Genomic DNA, 18,330 nt, shown 5'->3' on the forward strand with positions numbered 1-18,330 from the left:
TGGCCGTCGGCGATCGTTCCCTGGCTGCAATGTTCGATCAGATGGGACGGGGCGCGCTTCGCCCAACCTTGCGTCGCCACGATTCATGAAACGCGCTCGCGAGCAGCCCGAGCATATTCGATAATCCGTTGCACACCTCCTGCGGGCGCGCCGCAAGAAAAACGCGCAGGAAAGCGAGCGGTGGGCCAAATCCTGCCGCAGAAAGGCTGGAAATCAGCGAATTTGAATAAACTTACCCAAATTCTACATCGCCTCTACGCCAACTCTGCTCGATCACTCAGCGAATGTTTGTTTTCAGGTGCAGACCGGAAAATTTCGATTTCGGCACTGTGCCTCAAGGCTAGCCGTTTCAAGGTGAAGTCCGGTTTTGGAAGCATCTTGATAGATCAAGCTTACACGGCAATTGCGTGCAAGTTCGATCAGGCGCGGTTGACGCTCTGTTTGTCTGCGAACAAGGCGCTCGTTGTGCTTCCGCAATGTACTTTTCATTTGCTCGCAGGCGCGGTAGGCGTCGTTCCCGTCAGTCTTGCTGACAACAGGGAGAAGCCATGAAATACTCGCTTATGTCAGCAGCAGTTGCGGCTGGGGCCTTTTTCTGTCCTCAACTCGCGCATGCCGATTGCACGTTCCGGTATCAGAGCAAACTGGCCGAGATCGCCGGCGAGGCCAAGCTCGAGATGGCATCCCGGACTGCGCAGAACATCGCCGATCAGTTGGCCAGCGGCTTGGGCGAAAGCAAGTCCTCCAAGGCCGTCACCATCAAGGCCGGTTACGCGATCTCGGCCGCCGGTGGTCTCGCGCAGGACGCCTATAGCGAAACCGTGCGGTCCTTCTTCACTTGCGCGCGCGAAAAGCTGCAAGCGGACCCGGTTAAGGTCAAGGCACTCGACAATGCTGAGAAGGATTTCATTCTGACTCTGGATCGGTACTTCGATATCGGGCGCTGGCAACCTGAGAACACCGAGGAACGTGACGCGATCCGCGATCAGCTCGCCGAGGAAATCGCAGGTATCCCGCATTTCAGCGCGGCAGAAATCGATAAGATCCTGCCCAACCCGAACTTCGACACCGTCAAGATAACCACGCTACTGGCCAACGCCAGCATCCCAGGCGTGAACCTTGAAGCGTGCGGCGGCTTCATGACCCGATCGATGCGCAAAATAGACCCCTCCATTCTCGCCAAGCTGGGTACGATCAGAGCCACTGTGCTGACCTTCTTGACCGGCGATCAGAGCAGCGCGAAACTTGACTTGTGGATTTTCGCCGGCAGTCAGATGTCACGGCAAATGACGGCGAGCCAGGTTGAAGAGAGAATACCCGCTGTCACACCTGCCTTGGTCAAATGCGTGCAGGATCAGGCCAAAGATCTGCAAGACGCACTTGTGAAAAGCGAGACGCCGCAACAGCAGTCACCGCAGCCGGCAGCAAATGCCGCCTGAACTGCAAACGAGAGGCGCTGGGCGCCGTATCGCAGGGATGCTCTGTTGCTTCTCCCTCGTCACCGCCTGCCAATCTCACCTGGAGGGCATCCCGCGGCCGCTGCAGCCGGCGGCCAAGATCCGGATGAAGGAATGCAAAGGCTGGAGCGATCCACTTCGCCCCAATCGGGACCGGTCTGCCGGCTTCTCGATCCTGGGTTATGGACTGAATATGCGCGATGCCGAGTTCCGCAACACCGGCGCACAAAACCAATATCTGATCGGCATCCGACTGTTCATCGACGCTTGCGAGAAATGGGCGCGGTTCGAGAGCACCGATCAGGAATATCGTGAGGCGAAGGCCGCCCTTAGCCACGTTGCCGAATCCACGATGACACCGCAAGCCTTTCAGAGCGCCCTGGTCGAACTGAAAGCCGGCTTCGCACAAGCGCTGAGCGAGCAGGAAACATCCACCTTCAAAACCCAGACGGAAGGCGAAAGCCTCCCTGAGCCAAGTAGGCGCCAGGGGACCGAACAGACGGCGGATCTGCCCGCCCGGCTCGCCCAGATCGATAGTCGCCTTGCGAACCTCGAAACACGCCTGCCCAACCCGCTGACCTCCAGTAGGTCAACGTTGGTGCGCTTCGACCTGGGCTCGACCATTGCCGATCCCCAACCCTTGCGTGAAGCATTAGGGGCAGTGAGCGCATTCACTCAGACCTGTCCACAAGCGCGTATCCTTCTCGTAGGCTATACGGATAGGTCGGGAAGCCCCACGGCCAATCTGGCTTTGGGCCTACGACGCGCCCGGGCCGTCCGAGAGAACCTCATAGGTCAGGGCATTGCCCCAGGATCAATAGCTGCTCTTTCAGGCGGTGCCACGGTGCAATTCGGTCTTGAAGCCAGCAATAACCGCGTCGTCGAGGTGGATCTGCGTTGCAGTCCTCCATGATCTGTTCGTTTCGAGCTTAGATGGAGCGGCTGGGCGAGGACATAAATTGCGACGCCGTACCGCTTGCATCATCCACCTGTGCCGCACCGGTCAGAATGGAGATGCCATTTTGCTGATCACAGGGATGATCCGACCCTTGTGAGACGCTCACCCGTCATTTTCTTGCACCCAGCTGCGGATCGTCAGGTCTCTCGTTCAGGTGCCCGCGACTGGCAAAAGTCAATAAAGGCTCGAAGCTTGGGCAGTACATGCTTCCGGTTGGGAAAGTAGATGAAGAACCCAGGGCTTTCGGCAAGGAACGGTTCGAGGCACGTCGCTAGCCGCCCATCATGGATCAAGGCTCGAACGGCTTCTTCTGTGATGTAGGTGAGTCCAATCCCGGCTAGCGCAGCCGAAACGCACATTGCCGGTCCATTGACGATAAGCGGTCCATTGACTGCGATCGAGAAGGTGCGCTGCCTTTCCTTGCCACCGCCATCGATAAACGCCCACCGATGCAACGAACCATCCATCAGGCGAGCGCGAATGCAAGAGTGATGTTCAAGTTCCTCGGGCCGTTCTGGCATGCCTCGTTCGGCGAAATAGGCCGGAGAGCCGACGATCACCTTCGGACATGGGGGCGTGAGGCGAACAGCTATCATGTTTTCGGCAATCATTTCGCCGATCCGGATGCCGGCATCGTAACCCTCTGCCGCCACGTCAGCAAACCTGTCCTCGAAGACCAACTCCAACTCAATGTCGGGATAGGCGGCGGCGAACCCCTTAAGCAGCGGCGCAAGGAACGTGTGGGCGACAAACGGAACGCTCAGGCGCAGCAAGCCTTGTGGGCTTGCGCCGAGCCGCTGCGCGGCGTCGACGGCAGCCTGTACGTGCATTACTCCCACCCTCGCCTGTTGCAGGAACATCTCGCCTGCCTCGGTAAGCCCAACGGAGCGCGTGGTTCTGGTCAGCAGAGGCGCGCCGACGCGCTTTTCCAAGCTCTTGATGCTCCAGCTTACAGCCGCAGGAGTGATGCCCAATTCCTTTGCGGCAGCGGTGAAGCTCCTCCGTTCCGCTACGCGCGTGAAAATGACGACGCCGTCGAACAGGTCGGGCTTCATTATCAAATTCACCTTACAACAGCATCAAGTGTAAACGTTATTATCAAGTCAGCTATGATGCACCATTTGTTACGGCGATCGCAACAGGGAACGCACCGATGTCCATTTCACTCACGCGGCGGGCGTTCGGCATCACCGCAGGTGCCGTCGCCGGCATCCTCAGCATAGGAACTGTCATGTCAGAGACACTTATTGAGCGCAGCGAGTCCAAGCCGCAGAAGGTCAGCTTCCCGAGCGGCGATGGCTTTGTCGTGGGGAACCTGTACCTTCCTGAGGACCTAAACCTGTTTCATCGCTGCCCGGCTGTGGCAGTTGGGGGCTCGTTGAGTTCGGTCAAGGAGATGATGGGCGGCCTTTACGCCGGTGAGTTGGCGCGTCGCGGCATCATCGCGCTGGCGATCGACTATCGCAATTACGGCGAAAGCAGTGGCGCCAAGCGGCAGTATGAGGATCAGGCGTCGAAAGCCGAGGATCTGTCTGCCGCGCTCCGTTTCCTGAAGAAGCGCTCCGACGTCGCTGGCACCGGCCTGCTGGGCATCTGCACCTCGGGCGGGACGATCATGTATGCCGCGGCCAATGACCCGAACGTTGGTGCGATTGCGGCCGCCGCCGGCATGTTCGGCGAGCCCTCGTTCATGGAACAGATGATGGGCGAGGAAGGAATAGCCCAGCGACGAGCCATAAGCCGTGCAGCCCGCAAGCACTATGATGAAGCTGGCGTCATCGACATTGTGCCGACCTACGAACCTGGCAACAAGCAGGCGGTGAGCGCCAGCGCCAGCGAATACTACATGGACAAGACCCGTGGCGGCGGCGTCCGGCCCTGGCGTAATGAATTTGCATCGATGGGTTGGGAAGATTGGCTGGCATTCGATCCCATCACTCAGGCAGCCTCGGTCCATGCCCCCGCGCTGATTATCCATTCGGACGGCGCAGCTTTCCCGGATCAAGCCCGCAAGGCTTACGGCCTATTAGCCGGACCAAAGGAAATGCACTGGGCCGAGGGCGAGCATTTCGATTTCTACGATGATGCCGAGACAGTTCGTCAGTCCGTTGACCGCATTGCCGCACATTTCCGCAAATGGCTCACCTGAGCATCGACCGCGCCCTCCCGCGACGCGCGAGGAGGACCGCAATGTGCGAGTGGGTTGCCGCCCGAGCGACTGCTTTCGGGCGAACTTGCCTTTCGCCAAGCGCAGGGTGAACGGCAGCAAAGTCCCGATGGTGTCTTCCGGCCTCGACCCTTCTTTGCCGTTAAGCTGCCAAATTTTGCTCATCAGGTGCGGACCGGCAGCTATCCCAGCCGCTGTCGACCAATTCACGACCTTCAGTGGCCGTGCTGTGGATGACCGTCAGTGCCGAACGCTGCCTCTAGGTGACGGAGCTTGTCGGGATTACGGACTATATAGATCGCCGCGATGCGGCCATCGCGCACGTCGAGCGCGGTGGTCTGCAGCACGTCGCCACGATCGATACTGATGTAGCCGGGCAGGCCGTTGATCGTCGCTGTCCGCAGGAGCGTGGGCGCTGACGTGTACTTGCGACGCAGCCCGGCGAATAGGCGAAGCGCTCGCTCGAGCCCACGCACCACATTGCGGAAGGCAATCACCTTACCGCCGCCGTCGGAGTGAATTTCGACATCCCGTGTCAGCAGTGCGGACAATGCGACTGTGTCACCGTCGCGGGCAGCAGTGAAGAAGGCGCGCGCAATCCGATCGGCCTCAGCTGCTTCAACCGTGAAACGCGGTCGCGCATGCTGGACATGCTTGCGTGCGCGCGAGGCAAGCTGTCGCACGGCGGCGGGCTCGCGGCCCAATGTCGTCGCGACGTCGGTGAGCGCCATGTCGAATACGTCGTGAAGCAGGAAAGCGGCACGCTCCAGCGGGGACAGGCGCTCCATTGCAAGCATCAGTGTGAACGTCACGTCGTCGGCGATTGCCTCCTCTTCCTCAGTCGCGCCCATCAACGGTTCAGGCAGCCAGGCACCGACATAGGTCTCCCGGCGCACGCGGGCGGACTTGAGCTGATCTAGGCAAAGTCGAGTGACGATGCGGGTCAGATAGGCTGCCGGCGTGTCGACGCTCTGCGCCGTTGTCGCCCAACGCAGCCACGCCTCCTGCAGGATATCTTCCGCCTCACTGACTGAACCAAGCATTCGATAGCCAAGACGCAACAGCCTTGGTCGCTCAGCTTCAAAATCGGCGAGACGTTCATCACTGTGCAGCAAGACTGTCCCCCATCGAATGTGTTCGGCGACTGCGCTTGGCATCGCGCCACGCCCAGAGGGCAAGAACGGTCGTCACTATAGCCGGTAAGGTCACCGCAGGAAAATCCTGGGCCAACGCACTTGGCCCGCGGATGCCGACCGCCACTTCCCAGAAATGGAACAGCGCATGGCCCGCAAGCCAGAGGGCGGCGGCAGACCACAGGGGGACGCGGGCCACCGGCCGGGCGACACCTGCGAGCATCGCGATTGCAACGAGCAAGAAGATCAGGCCAATATCGCGCACGAAATGCTGGTTGAACGGGCCGGTGGTGGTGACACCGGGCACGGCGAAGTACCAGTTCGCTGGTGAGGCCAGCATGAAGAGGCCGTTGGCAGCGGATCCGAGACCAAGGACTGCGGCAAGTGCCAGCGGAAGCTTCCGGCTCATGCGGCGCTCTCCTGCGCATGAGCGGCAAGCCACTCATCGAAGCGCGTAGGCGCGATCCGTGGATTTTCGTCCGGAACCAGCGAGCGGTCGTCGGCGGGCGCGCCGAACCATAGGCCCACGAAGGGGGAGCATATCTTTGCTTCCCATCGACCCAGACCCGCCGCTCATGGGCGTCAACGCGATGCCGGTTAAGACTGATAGCCGCCATCGGATGAAAGCGCCGCTTTGTAGCGAATAGCTCGATCTATATCGTGAGCTGGCGCGCTCAGGCTATCGGATAGGCTGGACCGTGTTCACGCCGGCCTCGACGTTCGTCTCCCCCTCTGGCGGCGACGCGCCGCGATCACGATACGACAGCAAGTCTGGCGCGCCATTCGGTGTGGGGTGTACTTCAAGCCGGGCGATCTCGCGCTTCATCTCGGCTATTTCGCGCACTTGCGCGTCGATAATCCGGTCGGCGATCAGGCGCACCTTCGGATCTTTGATGTGGGCGCGTTCGCTGGTCATGATCGCGATCGAGTGATGCGGGATCATCGCCTCCATGTAGCTGACGTCCCCGACGGTCTCCTGACTGCGGATCAGCCAGAGCGCTCCTGCGAAGACGGTAATTGCCCCGGCGACGATGCCAATGTTAGCCCGGCGGTTGGGATACATGCTCCACATGAAGCCGATCATGATGAGCGCCATGACGGCACCCATCAAAACCGCCATCCACGTGCGGGTCTGGCTGTATTCGACGTGGCTCAGGGCGTAGGTGTTCAGATACATGAGGCCGAACATCACGATGGTGGACGTGGCGATCATCACGGCGAAGCGACTGTAACTCATGCTCATGCCGCCGTGGCTATGATTGCCCTGCTTGTGCTTGTCCATGTCATGCTCCTCTTCCGATCGATAGAACGCGCGAGTGCGCGACGGTTGCTCATCCGGTGATCCTCAGACGGGTAAACAGCATCAAGCTCGTCGGATCAGAACCGTAGCGGGGGTGAATGTCGCGAGGCAGGTCGTATCTGCTGACCAGTCCGCCCAGGTCGAGCGCCACCTTGCCGAACGGAATTGAGTGGTCGCCGCCGAGGCTCAGCTTGCTGACGTTGAATACACGGCCGGCAAGCGGATCACCGCCGTGCTCGTCCCGAAGAGTTCGTCCTTGTCGACGTTCTCGGCCCGCCCGAACAACGTCCAGCGGCCGATCTGGAGCGCGGTGTCGAACAGGAACGCGTCGGTGGTGTGCCCGTGGTCGCCGCCGGAGGGATCGTTGCGCCCCCAGGCGAAAGTCGACTGCCAGTTCCGATTGTCGCCGAGCGGCAGGTTCCAGGTCACCGACGCGGAGGTGCGCCGCACGTTCTCCTCTGGGTGAAGACCCTCGGGGCTCTTGATGAATCCATGGCTCACCTGCGCCGACAGGTTGGAGTTAGGGTTCACCGTCGCGCGGATCGACCAGCTATCCATGCGCGGCCGCTCGATGTTCCAGCGGTTCTCGTCGGGTTCGCGGCCGGTGAAGACGGAACCCTCCAGCTTCAGGTCCTTGTAGACGATGCCCGCGGTCGCGACGCCGAACGTCACGTGCGTCGAGTCCAGCCAGTGGTGCGAGATCGGCGCCTCTGGGTTCGCAACGCCGGAGAAGCGGTGCATGTATGTGGCGGGCCCTAGCGCCGGCTCCCCGGGCAGTCCGAGGTAGACGAAGCCCGACAGGTCGCGCCCGAGCGGATGGCTGTAGGTGGCCGACAGCTCCATGAACGCATCGTGCGGGTGCTGGCGGTCGACCAACTCGGTGCGGCCGTCCGCCGTCTCGCCGGTTGCGAGCAGCAGCGGGTAGCCCGACTTGCCCATCAGCGGATCGAGGCTGCCCATCGCCTTGAGCGTCAGCGTGCCGCCGGCCAGCTCGCGCTGCCCCATGCCCATGAACATGGAGGCGACGAAGGTCTTCTGGTCGCCGCGCGGGCCTCCCTGGTCGTCATGGACGAGGGTCGCGTAGCCGTGGACCATCGTTGACCAGGCGCCGCGCTTGCCCATGATCGCCCACATCGGCGAGCTGTCAGGCTGCCAGGCGGTCCCGGACGCGTCGCGCATCATGCTGTAGCCCCCAAGCATCCCCTTCATGCCGTGCATGTCCATGCCGGAATGGTCCATGCCCGTCATCGGTCCATGGTCCATCGCGGCGTGTTGGGGAGCGGCGGCGTCCTGCGGCGGTTTGGCTGACGTGGCCGGCGCTATCGATGCGTGGTCCATTGATCCGTGGTTCAACGGCATTGGCGGCGCCTCGATCGGTGCGGGCGCGTGGTGTTCGTGCTGCCCCATGTCCATGCCGGGCATCGACTGGGCGTTGGCGGCCATAGGCGCGGTGAGCGCCGTCGCGGCCAGGAGGGTCCTGATCAACATGATGTATCCGTTCTGTCGTGTCCGGCCGCAGCCGCGCACGCGCGAAGATGCGCGCGGGCGGTCGCGGTCCGGTGCCAATGGTGACGGCGGGGCGCAGGTCGCCCCGCCGTCTGTCGTTACTTGGACTGCGCGGGGGCGTGCCCCTCATGGTCGCCGTGCATTTCGTGGCCGGCGGGGTCGCCGCTCTGCCTCGTGTCCTTGCAGCAGTCGCCCTTGCCGTCTTTGCAGCATTCGGCGTCGTTCTTGCAGCACTCCATCCCCTTGCAACAGTCGGCAGCCGCGTAGGCGGTGGCGGGAACGCCGAGCGCGAGCGCCGCGGCGATGATCGAGATCTTTTTCATGTTACCTGTTCCTTGGATCAGTGACGTTCGTCGTGGTCGGGGTCACGCGATCTTCGGGGGTGGTGGTGCCGGACCGCCGGAAAGGCCCGTCAGGCGGTTAGGGAGGGCGGCGACGGGGTCGGCCGCCGATAGGATGGCCGAGGCGACCCTCGGGGCCGCCGCGTCCGGCAATGCGATGCACAGCGCGCACGCTGCGGCGTTCGACGTGATGGGCTTGTCCGGATTCGCTGGCATATCGGCGCAGTGCGGCTCGTGCGCGGCAGGTGCCGCGAAGGACGCGGCCATCGCCTCGCACGCACCGCCCATGCGAAGGACCAGTCCGATCGCGAGCAGCGCCAGCAGAAAGTGCCGGACGGCGGTGGGGGATCGAGGCAGGATGCGCGCCATGGGATGGTTCTAGGATCGCGGCGGGAGATCGACAACCGAGGCCGTCACATCGCGCCCGTGTGGGCGAGCATCCAGACCGCCATGGCGATCATCCCTAGATTCTCGGTGAGCGACACGAAGCCGAGCGGCACGTTGGACGATCCGCCCACGCATGCGCACTTCAGCTCTCGGTGATCGACATAGACCGCCTTGAAGACGGACGCAGCGCCCACGCTGCCGATGAAAAGCGCGATGGGAACAGAGAGCCAGGTCAGCGCGCCGGCCACCATCAGCACGCCGGCGAGCCCCTCAGCGAACGGATAGACGTAGCCGTAGGGCACCCAGCGCCTGGCGAGCAGATCGTAGTTAAGGAACATGGTCGAGAACTTCTCGACGTCCTGGAGCTTGAGCAGCGCCAGCGTCGCCATGCTGAAGCCGCCGAACCACTGGAGCGCCTGGAGCGTCAACGGCGAGCCGAGGACGGCATGGCTCGTCGCCATCGCCAGCAGCGCCGTCACGACGAAGAGCGCGACGACCGGCCGGTAGCTGGTCGCGCCCGGCTCTGCTACGTGGAGACCGAGGTGGCGCCGCAGGTCGTCATATCCGCCGACGCGCTCGCCCGCGATGAACACCTGCGGGGTCGTCTTCACGCCATGCTCGGCCTTGAAGGCGTCCGTCCCGGCTCGCGTCGTGAGGTGATGGTCGTCCACGTCGAAGCCCTTGCGCCTGAGGAGATCGAGCGCCTTGAGGCCATAAGGGCAGGTGTGCTCGGGCATCACCATGCGATGGAGGATAGCGGTGGGACGGGTAGACACGGGTGCGCTCCTGATTGCCAAATGCGGCACCCAGCCCATATAGGGTCCGTAGTATAGTCCGGAGTCAAGTGCTTATGGTGAGAATGACGATCGCAAGCCTGGCGAAGGCCGGCGGGGTCGGAGTTGAGACCGTGCGTTACTATCAGCGACGTGGTCTGCTTATGGAGCCGGCGAGGCCGGACGGCGGCGGTTTCCGCAGCTATGGCGATGCGGACGTACGGAGATTGCGCTTCATCCGCCAAGCCCAGGCGGCGGGCTTCACGCTTGAGGAGATCGGAGAGCTGCTCAATCTGGATGCTATCGACGACCGCGCCCGAGCGAGGGAGCTGGCGCGATCGCGCGTCGCGGCGTTGGACGCGAAGATTGCGGAACTCCAGTACGCTCGGGCATCGCTCGTGCGTCTCGCGGATGCCTGCGGGCACGGCAGTTCTGGTCCCTGTCCGATAATCACTGCCTTCGAGGGTTGACGCCGCAGCCGCGCTAACCTGTCAGTACCTCCACCGCTGGGTGAGCAAGCGACCAACTATGCTCTTGTAGGTGTCAGAGCGGGGACGTTCGAAGGTCTGCTTCTGCCGCGAACCGCATTACGCGAAACTAGGCTGGAACGACCGAAGAGCCCCACGATACGGCGTTCGCTTGCCGGTCAAACCGACCCATCATGGACACTCAGCCGTCAATATCCGATCTCCAAGTGCCGCCCGTCCGCTTTCTGACGGCTCGCGACCAACTTAAGCCGTTCCACGCCGCGCGCGTTAGTGCCGCTCCTGCCCGAACCCGCCATTCCTGTTCCATTGAGCCGTAGGGCAGCAGCGCGCCCATACCCGCCTGTGGCAAAGGACAACGCGCCGTGACCGCAGTGGTGATCATGGTATTGGAGCCGGAGGGAGGTTCTCATTGGCTAACCGTACACCGAGGCTTGACGCACCCGGCGCAGGAAATCTGCGATCATTGTCTCGTCATCGACGAACGAAACGATCTGCGGCCTGAGCGTGCGAACGGTGTTGGTGTTTCGAAACCAGGCACCGAAGTTCTCGGTCTCCTCGAGTGATTTCAAGGCCAGGGTAACGGCGAATGGCCCTTCGATCTCCTGCTCCATGAGGAACTCGGAGAGGTCCTTCAGGTAGCGTTTGACGCTCAGATCGAACTCGTGAAGCGCGAGCCGTCCTTCGCCACTCGTCTGATAGAGGGCAAACGAGGCGTGCGCGTGGATGAACCAGTCGTCACGAACGAACAGCCGTTCGATCCCCCGCTGATTGAAGTCATGATTGAGGACTTGGTGTCCATCTTCGCAAACCTTGAACCAGCCTGGCCCGCCCTCACTGAAGCTCGGCGCCGACGATCGGACATGGTCTTCCTGTGTGAAAGGCCGCCGCAAATGATCGAAGTGATCGCGGGGGAGAATGCCGATGCGAAGTGCTCGTCCGGGTGCGACTACGTTGTTGGCTGCCAGCCGCGCATCTTCTTCCGCGGTCAGTTCGTCGAGGGTACGCAGCCACAGCAGTTCGTCGACGAACCGGCTGCGTAGCATCCCCGGATCGATAGGCAGATTCCTTGCGCCCGATCGGATAAGATATCCTCCGGTCAGTCGGTTCATGAACGGCCCGGTCGGGTGGCGGGGTATCCGAATGTCGAGAATGAACCCGCCATCCATGTGAAGCGGAACCACTTCAACATCATCAGGCGTCGGGGTGATGCCATCCTGGATCAATGTTTGAACCCGAAGCGCGAACTTGTCGGCGTTGTCAGTCATGGGGCGGAAGCGGTCGAAACGGCCATCCCGTTCTTCGACCCCAACAATTATGCGTGACGGGCCACGGTTTAGGAAGGCGACGACGTCATCGAGCAAGCGCGTCTTGGTTTCTGGCTTGTCGAAGTCGATCTGCCGTTTGAAATCAAGATCCTGCCCTTCCTGAAGGTCTCCACCTCCGATCTCCGAGATGCTCAAAGGGGCGATAACATTGCGACGACGCCGCGGTTCTTTCGGACCTTCAACGGTGGTAATCGTAATCACGAGACTTGGAGCTCCTCCAGTAATCGAGCCTTCGCTGCCGGCACTTCGCCGGGTTAAGGCCTTTCGATATCGATATACTCCATCTCGATCGAGAATTGGCCCTCAATGACGGGCTGGAAGAAGTGCCACTGATCGGTCGCGGTGTCGGCCAGAAAGACATAGTCGGGCCAGTCGTCTCGCTCTGCGAGAGCCGCTTCGAGCGCCTCAGCAATGAAGATGTGATTACTGAGAGCAATATCTGACCATTCGAGGATCAAGAAGGTCGTGTCTCCCTCCTGAGCACAGTCGTGGAGCTTGGGCAGCTTTTTCTTGAGTGCCGTCCGCATTCGCTCAAGGCGCAGATTCTCGACATCTTCTCCGACCGTTCGTGAAAGGAACAGTGCGCCATCGTGACGCCCGGACTCATTCCAGTGCACCCGCAGCGTCAGCTCAAGAGGAATCCCTTCGATCTCGTCAGAACGCGATCCGTGATATCCATGCGGGCAGTGGTGGCGATCCTTTCGTTCCGGGCACTCGTCATGAAGCCGCTTGCCTGCCTCCACGATCCAAGCCGAAAGCCTCTCGCGCAGTTCGGCGTGTGTTCGCCGATGCTTCGCCAAGGTTGGGTGAACAGGAAAAAGTAGCACGTACGTGCCCGGCTTTGGCATGTTGCCGTTGAGATTGGTTTCCATCTCCGCCGTCAGTTCGCCAAACTCTTTCCCCGTCTGGATCGCGAGAGGGAATGGCTCGATTAGCGTGTGCTCAATGGCAATGCGCCGGTCGCCCAATCGCAAACGCATCTCGACCGGCGGACCCGATCCGTCCTTTTCCGGGTAGGTCACATCGGACCGCGTCACCTTGAACTCGTGCTCAAGTAGCCGGACCAAGGCTTCGCATAGTGCTTCTTCATTATCCATGCGACCAGCTAGCATGTGACCGGCGTAATTCCGATGTCAGACCTCAGCCCGATCGGACGCGGCGCGAGCATCGGTCGCCTACTATCGAGCCGCGACCGGTTGGCCGGTTTTCGCGGGTGCCGCGCGGTCGTAGAAGCGAGTCTCATCCGGCTTGCCGGTAAGACCGGCCAAGTCTCCCGCGCGCACATGCGCTTCATCCAGCGCGACGGCGTCACGCCTGAGGGATTGGCAAACCATTCGCGCGAAGCGCAAGCCGCTAAAATCGCAATTGTTGCATTAAGGCTTGCGGGAAGTGGGGAGCCAGCACCAAATACGCGGTGCAATGGAAAACCCTTACGAAACCGCCAAAGCGTTCGCACTTGATTTCGGGCGGACGGAATATGCGCTCAAGCGCTCCGACTATCTTCGAAAGAACAAGGACGTCGCCGAGGCGGACTGGGACTCATTCGCCGGCGATCTCGGGGCGGATTTTTTCGCGCATATAGTCGAGAAGGAGATCGCCAACACACTCATTGGCGATCCACCGCGTCGACTGATGGCAGACATGACTTGGTCACCAGAGAAAACCTCGCCGCTCACCAACGTGCACGAGTTGATAGTTCAAGGCGTATGTCGCGTGCGGAATAGCTTTCTTCACGGAGAAAAATTCACGGGTGGACCAGTGGGATCGCGACCTTACGCTGGTCAAAGAGGCGCATGCCGTGCTGACGGAAGCGATGGCCTTCGGGCACCTCATGCACGATTGAGCAAGGGTTACGGCGAATGCGCTTCACAAAATCCGAAGGACTGACAGAGTCCGAAGCGCTTCTTGCCTCGCTATGCGAGCAATCGTTCTTTGCGCTGTGGACATACCCAAATCTGTTCAAGAAGGCCGCGAAGGAAATGATCGACCTCATGGTTGTCTTTCGCAACGACGTGCTCCTCTTTTCAGACAAGAGCTGCGCCTATCCGGAAACGGATAATCCTGAACTGGATTGGAAGCGTTGGTATTCGCGTGCCATCGCAAAATCTGCCCATCAAGTGCAACAGGCCGAACGTTGGCTTCGAAGTCAGCCGACCCGCATATTTCTCGACGCCAAGGCAACGGAACCGTTGCCCATCGACCTCCCGCCTCCTGACACTCTCAAAATCCATCGTATTTGCGTCGCGACAGGTGCAGCGGGACATTGCCGCCGCGTAACCGGTCAGCCGATGCTCGGATTGGATTTTACAGCCACAGGCGACAAGGCGCCACTGCGCATCGGAACCGTGCCCGAAGCACACGGCTTCCTCCACGTCTTCGATGCAGATTCACTCGCCTTGGTGATGCGAGAGCTCGATACCATCAGCGACTTTGTGGAATATCTCGATGCAAAAGCCCATCTTGTGGCGAGAGGCAAATTCAAGGGGGCGCCGACGGAAGCGGACTTGCTTGCCTATTATCTCCATCATGGCCGCACATTCCCCGACGCCCAGCAGGATTTCGTGCTTCAACCAAATCTCTGGCAACAGGTGGAAGCGCAGCAGCCGTTTCGGGAAGGCCGCGAACTCAACCGCCGCCATCGCCTGTGGGACCGGCTGATCGATCGCGTGACCCGGCTCTATCTTGCCGAGGAACTCCAGTTCGGCAACGAAACGACAATGTCAGACCACGAGCGCCTCGTTCGGGTCATGGCAAGCGAAAGCCGGTTCTACAGACGCATCCTGTCACAGGCGATCGAGGATCGCGCCGAGCGAGCGCGCGGTGGCTGGATCGGGTCCATTCTTCCATCCCAGGATCCGAATGTCCTCTATGTGTTGCTGATGGGGCCTGGCGCGCGCCGCGACCAATATAAGGAGTATCGAACGCAGCGGTCGCAGGAACTGGTTCTTCGTTGCTACGCCGCGAAGGCTGCTCGCCCGCAAGCACGCTTTATTGTCGGCATCGGCCTCGATGCCCCCGGCGGCGATGGATCGTCGGAAGATCTGGTTTATCTCGACACCGTTGATTGGACCGCGGAGGAGGCTCAAAAAGCCGAGGATATTCGCCGCGACCTTGGTTATTTCGTCGAAGGCAAGATGCAGGAGCAGCTGTTGGACGTCGAGGAGTATCCAGGTTCGTCTTGATGACAGGGTAATGCCCCGATCCAGTTGCCAGTAGCATGGACGTACGCGCGAACCTGTTCTAATCTTGTTCCCATGGCGAGCGCTTCTGCCCCGACCGATTCCGACGATGATTCTCACGGCATCCTGCCGTCCCAGTTCCTGCGGGAGAGGCGGCCGGAAATCTATTCCGACACCGCTGATCGGACGGACTATGAGCTCGACAGAGCGGTCTTCGATCATCACCTTGAGACCCTGACCCGGCGTAACCAGACTCACGATTTCGAGATTTTTTGCAGAAAACTCTGCGAGCGCGCGATCTGTCCCAACCTTAGAGCGCAAACCGGTCCAGATGGCGGCGGCGACAGCAAGGCCGATGGCGAGAGCTTTCCCGTCGCCGACGAACTCAGCGACATCTTCTTCGAGGGCGAAGCCAATTCGGGCCGCGAACGCTGGGGCTTTGCATTCAGCGCGAAGGGGGAATGGAAGCGAAAGATTCGCGAGGATGTCGACGGGCTCATAAAGACCAGTCGCAGCTATGACCGCATCATTTGCGTGACGAGCCAGTATATCAAATCGAAGGAGCGCGCGGCGCTCGAAGACGAGCTTTCCCAAAGCACCGGCGTTCCGATCACGATCCACGACCGCACCTGGGTCATCGACCAGGTTCTCGACCATGGGCGCAAGGACCTTGCCTATAATTATCTCGGGGTCGGCAAGGAAATCACCGACGAGAGCAAGCTTGGCCCGACCGACTATTCCCGCCTGCAGCAACTTGAAGAAATCGAACGAGACTTGGCTCGTGCGGCTTCCGGGCCGGGGATCGGCCGCGATCATGTTCTTGACGCCCTCGTCGCGGCAAAGCTGTCGCGTGGGATGGAAAAGCCCAGGCTCGAGACTGACGGGCGATTCGATCGCGCGATCCGTCTCGCGGACAAGCATGGCAACCTCCATCAGAGGGTAGAAGCTCGGTACGAGCGCATCTGGACGGCGGTCTGGTGGTACGACGATTTCGCCTTTCTCGACGATGAGTTTGACCCAATCGAAGCGCTCGCCAGCGAAGCCTCGCACGCGCGAACGCTCGGATTTCTCGTCAACCTGGGCCAACTTCTGTTCACCGCGGTCCTCCACGGACACGCGGGCCGGGAAGCCATTCAGCTCGACAAGCGCATCGCTAGAATCGCCAAGCTGCTGACGCCTATGAGCGAAGACGGCGAGCGGCCGAACAATCAGCTCGAGGCCGACGCAGCACTGCTACACATCGAGATGAACTGGGCGGCGATGAGCAGGGATGCCGATGCGCTGACCGCCATTTGGCGTGGCTACGCCGACATTATTGATCGAGCCAAAGGGCTCGGCGAGTTCGATGCGGAGCGTGTCGCAAATTTGATAGAGGCCGCGGAGGCGGTGGCCGGTGACGATCCCGCTTACGAGGAATTGATCGACAAACTCGCGGATTTCGTGACGGAGCGTGAAGGTGAGTCGCAAGGGGCCTTACTCCTGCTGCGCCGTGCGAAGAAGCTTGAGCTGACCAGGCATTTCGAGATGATCAGGCTGCTCTCGAAGGCCGTCCTGCATCTCACCAAGAAGGAACACAGCCACAGTCTCGAAGATGCACTCTCCTATCTGGCGATCGCGTATCGCAGTGCAGGACTGTCCTTTGCAGCACGAGCGACCTGCATCCTCGCTATCTCCACCATGTTGATCGAGGTCGAAGAAGGCGACCGACTTCCGCTCCGTTTTGGCGTTCTGCTGAAGATTTGGATCAGCCTGTCCCTCGACCTTCGCCATTATCCAGACATCGCTGTCGCGCTGCCGCTACTCAGAGGGCTGGTCGCAGGGCTTCCTTATAGCGACGAAGCGCGCGCGCAGTTTGGCAAGCAGATCGAAGAGTTCGAAATCAGCGCCGGAAGTCAGATACTGAACCTGTCGGATGATGAACTGGCCCGCCTCGCCGAGTGGCCGGATGTCCTCGAGCAGAACGAGGTTTTCCTTGTGCGCACGGCGCTGCTGTACGCGCTCGGCTATGAGGACGTCCTTCGCGGTGATGGCAGCATTCCCGAAGCCGAGACGCCCGAAAGCGTGGCGCAAATGTTCTCGGTGATGCTCAGCCAGCCGATCGGATCGCAAAGGCCCGAGAATAGCCCGATCCTCAATGAGACGAGCAAGACCCAGCGCTTCACCACACGCATATTGGGTATGACGGTCGATGTCCGTACCCTTGGAAGTGATAACGGCATTCTGGTTGCCGAGATGTTGTTGAGCAGTCTGGAAGCCTTCCTCGCGACCGCGATCGAGCATCGGATCATGCCACATACCGAGCATTTCACGATCGAAGTGTCGGAAGACGATACGTGCGAACAGCCTACGTTCTCGATCGATCGCGACCGTATGGTGGGCTCGCTTCAATGGCCCACATCGTTGCCGCCGACGCGGTTTAGCGAACAAGCGGTCATTCGCGATCTCTGGCCGAGCGTCGCCGCGCAGCTTCTGGATGCGACCTGCATCGTTCCTGACACCGAGAACGTCCTAACGGCCTTGACGCGCGAGGAACGGGCGATCGACCGGATGACAATCGCGACCACCTCGCCTAACAGCTATCATCGCATATTCTCCCGACACCTCACGCGCGCGTCCGATCTCGTCGAGACGGAATGTCGGCCATACCCTCTGCGAACGCGGCCCAAGATCGAACGCATCGACATCGAAGGCCTGGTGGCAAAGCAATCTGGAAAATCGCGCGACGAGCTTCGCGAGCGTGAACCGCGCGGCGAGAGCCACCGAGAATATGGTATCCGCACCGTCATCGATCTCCATCTTTGGGACGCGGCAAACTGGCGCGGCGCAGGGTTCCTTGGAAACGAGGAAGGATATCCGCCGTTCTACGCGCTGCTGTTTGAGGACGAAGCAGCTGCAACCAAGATATTTGAACGGTGGCGCGAGCGCATTGGACCCTATGACGAAAAGGACCTCATCCGCCTCTCAATCATCCGGCGAATACCGAACGTCGATCGCTATCACTACTCGATCCAGATTAGCGCGAACCCAGACCGCACAGAGATGGAATCCGGCCGAATTGTCGCATTCACAGCGCGGTCGCTCGTGACGGAAGCCACGAGCGACCGCAATCTAGATACGTTCCTGGCGATGTATCGTCAGTTCGGCGCCTACTATCTCATTCCCGCCATTTGGAACAATGGCATGGATGAGCCCCGTTTTCTCACCAATGTTCCAATCCTGAAGCGCGCCCTAAATATCTACGAAGCGGCGGATCTCACCGACCAGCACATCGAGCTAATGGCAGTAAGGCAAGCGCAGGGACGTTAGGCGCCGGCGC

At 60.7% G+C, this 18,330-nt stretch carries 18 protein-coding genes; 8 read left to right on the top strand and 10 right to left on the bottom strand.

Features of this window, described 5'->3' with window-relative positions; translation table 11 throughout:
- Positions 1-180: 180 nt before the first annotated feature.
- From TZ53_RS27010 to TZ53_RS25775, 3 genes are read left to right on the top strand one after another with little or no spacing between them, the layout of a single operon-like run.
- A complete protein-coding gene (locus TZ53_RS27010; RefSeq protein WP_157009869.1) occupies positions 181-552 on the top strand; it encodes a hypothetical protein in 372 nt (123 codons plus the stop codon).
- Positions 549-1,439 (top strand): hypothetical protein, encoded by an 891-nt coding sequence (locus tag TZ53_RS24040; protein WP_044663421.1) that lies wholly within the window; start codon positions 549-551, stop codon positions 1,437-1,439. The genes TZ53_RS27010 and TZ53_RS24040 overlap by 4 nt, the downstream gene beginning before the upstream one ends.
- Complete coding sequence (locus TZ53_RS25775) at positions 1,429-2,370, top strand: OmpA family protein (RefSeq protein WP_084694435.1); 942 nt, start codon at positions 1,429-1,431, stop codon at positions 2,368-2,370. The genes TZ53_RS24040 and TZ53_RS25775 overlap by 11 nt, the downstream gene beginning before the upstream one ends.
- Before the next feature lie 182 nt (positions 2,371-2,552).
- Here the strand turns inward: TZ53_RS25775 and TZ53_RS24050 are convergent, their stop codons facing one another.
- Complete coding sequence (locus tag TZ53_RS24050; RefSeq protein ID WP_044663422.1) at positions 2,553-3,470, bottom strand: LysR family transcriptional regulator; 918 nt, start codon at positions 3,468-3,470, stop codon at positions 2,553-2,555.
- Between the two features lie 98 nt (positions 3,471-3,568).
- Here TZ53_RS24050 and TZ53_RS24055 point away from each other — a divergent pair, with 98 nt between their 5' ends.
- The gene (locus TZ53_RS24055) at positions 3,569-4,564 is read left to right on the top strand and encodes an alpha/beta hydrolase (RefSeq protein ID WP_052628284.1); all 996 of its coding nucleotides are present in this window, start codon (positions 3,569-3,571) and stop codon (positions 4,562-4,564) included.
- Positions 4,565-4,797: 233 nt separating this feature from the next.
- Here the strand turns inward: TZ53_RS24055 and TZ53_RS24060 are convergent, their stop codons facing one another.
- From TZ53_RS24060 to TZ53_RS24090, 7 genes are all read right to left on the bottom strand, one after another.
- Positions 4,798-5,625 (bottom strand): sigma-70 family RNA polymerase sigma factor, encoded by an 828-nt coding sequence (locus TZ53_RS24060; protein ID WP_230463532.1) that lies wholly within the window; start codon positions 5,623-5,625, stop codon positions 4,798-4,800.
- Between the two features lie 58 nt (positions 5,626-5,683).
- Positions 5,684-6,124 carry a hypothetical protein gene (locus TZ53_RS24065; RefSeq protein WP_044663424.1) on the bottom strand — a complete coding sequence of 147 codons (441 nt, stop codon included), beginning with the start codon at positions 6,122-6,124 and terminating at the stop codon, positions 5,684-5,686.
- Positions 6,125-6,394: 270 nt separating this feature from the next.
- Positions 6,395-6,952: a DUF305 domain-containing protein gene (locus tag TZ53_RS24070; protein ID WP_044663582.1), complete on the bottom strand. Its 558-nt coding sequence runs from the start codon at positions 6,950-6,952 to the stop codon at positions 6,395-6,397.
- Between the two features lie 249 nt (positions 6,953-7,201).
- The gene (locus TZ53_RS24075; RefSeq protein ID WP_052628285.1) at positions 7,202-8,503 is read right to left on the bottom strand and encodes a hypothetical protein; all 1,302 of its coding nucleotides are present in this window, start codon (positions 8,501-8,503) and stop codon (positions 7,202-7,204) included.
- A 116-nt stretch (positions 8,504-8,619) separates the two neighbouring features.
- A complete protein-coding gene (locus TZ53_RS24080) occupies positions 8,620-8,844 on the bottom strand; it encodes a hypothetical protein (RefSeq protein ID WP_044663425.1) in 225 nt (74 codons plus the stop codon).
- Between the two features lie 42 nt (positions 8,845-8,886).
- Entirely contained in the window at positions 8,887-9,231 is a 345-nt protein-coding gene (locus TZ53_RS24085) for a hypothetical protein (protein ID WP_044663426.1), read from the bottom strand.
- Positions 9,232-9,275: 44 nt separating this feature from the next.
- Positions 9,276-10,064: a glutaredoxin family protein gene (locus TZ53_RS24090; RefSeq protein ID WP_044663427.1), complete on the bottom strand. Its 789-nt coding sequence runs from the start codon at positions 10,062-10,064 to the stop codon at positions 9,276-9,278.
- A 35-nt stretch (positions 10,065-10,099) separates the two neighbouring features.
- On the opposite strand from TZ53_RS24090, the gene TZ53_RS24095 reads away from it, so the two are divergent.
- The gene (locus TZ53_RS24095) at positions 10,100-10,492 is read left to right on the top strand and encodes a MerR family transcriptional regulator (protein WP_172668347.1); all 393 of its coding nucleotides are present in this window, start codon (positions 10,100-10,102) and stop codon (positions 10,490-10,492) included.
- Between the two features lie 431 nt (positions 10,493-10,923).
- Here TZ53_RS24095 and TZ53_RS24100 read toward each other — a convergent pair whose 3' ends face one another.
- The gene (locus TZ53_RS24100) at positions 10,924-12,036 is read right to left on the bottom strand and encodes an AlbA family DNA-binding domain-containing protein (protein WP_172668348.1); all 1,113 of its coding nucleotides are present in this window, start codon (positions 12,034-12,036) and stop codon (positions 10,924-10,926) included.
- A 53-nt stretch (positions 12,037-12,089) separates the two neighbouring features.
- The gene (locus tag TZ53_RS24105) at positions 12,090-12,932 is read right to left on the bottom strand and encodes a hypothetical protein (RefSeq protein WP_044663429.1); all 843 of its coding nucleotides are present in this window, start codon (positions 12,930-12,932) and stop codon (positions 12,090-12,092) included.
- Between the two features lie 322 nt (positions 12,933-13,254).
- On the opposite strand from TZ53_RS24105, the gene TZ53_RS26460 reads away from it, so the two are divergent.
- The 3 genes from TZ53_RS26460 (at position 13,255) to TZ53_RS24115 (ending at position 18,320) form a co-directional block, all read left to right on the top strand.
- Positions 13,255-13,722 carry a hypothetical protein gene (locus TZ53_RS26460; RefSeq protein WP_157009870.1) on the top strand — a complete coding sequence of 156 codons (468 nt, stop codon included), beginning with the start codon at positions 13,255-13,257 and terminating at the stop codon, positions 13,720-13,722.
- Complete coding sequence (locus TZ53_RS24110) at positions 13,695-15,017, top strand: hypothetical protein (RefSeq protein WP_044663430.1); 1,323 nt, start codon at positions 13,695-13,697, stop codon at positions 15,015-15,017. Before TZ53_RS26460 ends, TZ53_RS24110 begins: the two co-directional genes overlap by 28 nt.
- Before the next feature lie 72 nt (positions 15,018-15,089).
- On the top strand, positions 15,090-18,320 hold the full coding sequence (locus tag TZ53_RS24115) for a hypothetical protein (RefSeq protein ID WP_044663431.1): 3,231 nt from the start codon (positions 15,090-15,092) through the stop codon (positions 18,318-18,320).
- Positions 18,321-18,330 lie beyond the last annotated feature (10 nt).

It is taken from the genome of Sphingobium sp. YBL2 (assembly GCF_000943805.1).
Classification (GTDB): Bacteria; Pseudomonadota; Alphaproteobacteria; order Sphingomonadales; family Sphingomonadaceae; genus Sphingobium; species Sphingobium fuliginis.

Excerpts from the sequence above, each read along its gene's own strand:
- TZ53_RS24040 (WP_044663421.1), top strand. The coding sequence starts at position 549 with ATGAAATACTCGCTTATGTCAGCAGCAGTTGCGGCTGGGGCCTTTTTC.
- TZ53_RS25775 (WP_084694435.1), top strand. The coding sequence starts at position 1,429 with ATGCCGCCTGAACTGCAAACGAGAGGCGCTGGGCGCCGTATCGCAGGG.
- TZ53_RS24050 (WP_044663422.1), bottom strand. The coding sequence starts at position 3,470 with ATGAAGCCCGACCTGTTCGACGGCGTCGTCATTTTCACGCGCGTAGCG.
- TZ53_RS24055 (WP_052628284.1), top strand. The coding sequence starts at position 3,569 with ATGTCCATTTCACTCACGCGGCGGGCGTTCGGCATCACCGCAGGTGCC.
- TZ53_RS24060 (WP_230463532.1), bottom strand. The coding sequence starts at position 5,625 with ATGCTTGGTTCAGTCAGTGAGGCGGAAGATATCCTGCAGGAGGCGTGG.
- TZ53_RS24065 (WP_044663424.1), bottom strand. The coding sequence starts at position 6,124 with ATGAGCCGGAAGCTTCCGCTGGCACTTGCCGCAGTCCTTGGTCTCGGA.
- TZ53_RS24070 (WP_044663582.1), bottom strand. The coding sequence starts at position 6,952 with ATGAGTTACAGTCGCTTCGCCGTGATGATCGCCACGTCCACCATCGTG.
- TZ53_RS24075 (WP_052628285.1), bottom strand. The coding sequence starts at position 8,503 with ATGTTGATCAGGACCCTCCTGGCCGCGACGGCGCTCACCGCGCCTATG.
- TZ53_RS24080 (WP_044663425.1), bottom strand. The coding sequence starts at position 8,844 with ATGAAAAAGATCTCGATCATCGCCGCGGCGCTCGCGCTCGGCGTTCCC.
- TZ53_RS24085 (WP_044663426.1), bottom strand. The coding sequence starts at position 9,231 with ATGGCGCGCATCCTGCCTCGATCCCCCACCGCCGTCCGGCACTTTCTG.
- TZ53_RS24090 (WP_044663427.1), bottom strand. The coding sequence starts at position 10,064 with ATGGGCTGGGTGCCGCATTTGGCAATCAGGAGCGCACCCGTGTCTACC.
- TZ53_RS24095 (WP_172668347.1), top strand. The coding sequence starts at position 10,100 with ATGGTGAGAATGACGATCGCAAGCCTGGCGAAGGCCGGCGGGGTCGGA.
- TZ53_RS24105 (WP_044663429.1), bottom strand. The coding sequence starts at position 12,932 with ATGGATAATGAAGAAGCACTATGCGAAGCCTTGGTCCGGCTACTTGAG.
- TZ53_RS26460 (WP_157009870.1), top strand. The coding sequence starts at position 13,255 with ATGGAAAACCCTTACGAAACCGCCAAAGCGTTCGCACTTGATTTCGGG.
- TZ53_RS24110 (WP_044663430.1), top strand. The coding sequence starts at position 13,695 with ATGCGCTTCACAAAATCCGAAGGACTGACAGAGTCCGAAGCGCTTCTT.
- TZ53_RS24115 (WP_044663431.1), top strand. The coding sequence starts at position 15,090 with ATGGCGAGCGCTTCTGCCCCGACCGATTCCGACGATGATTCTCACGGC.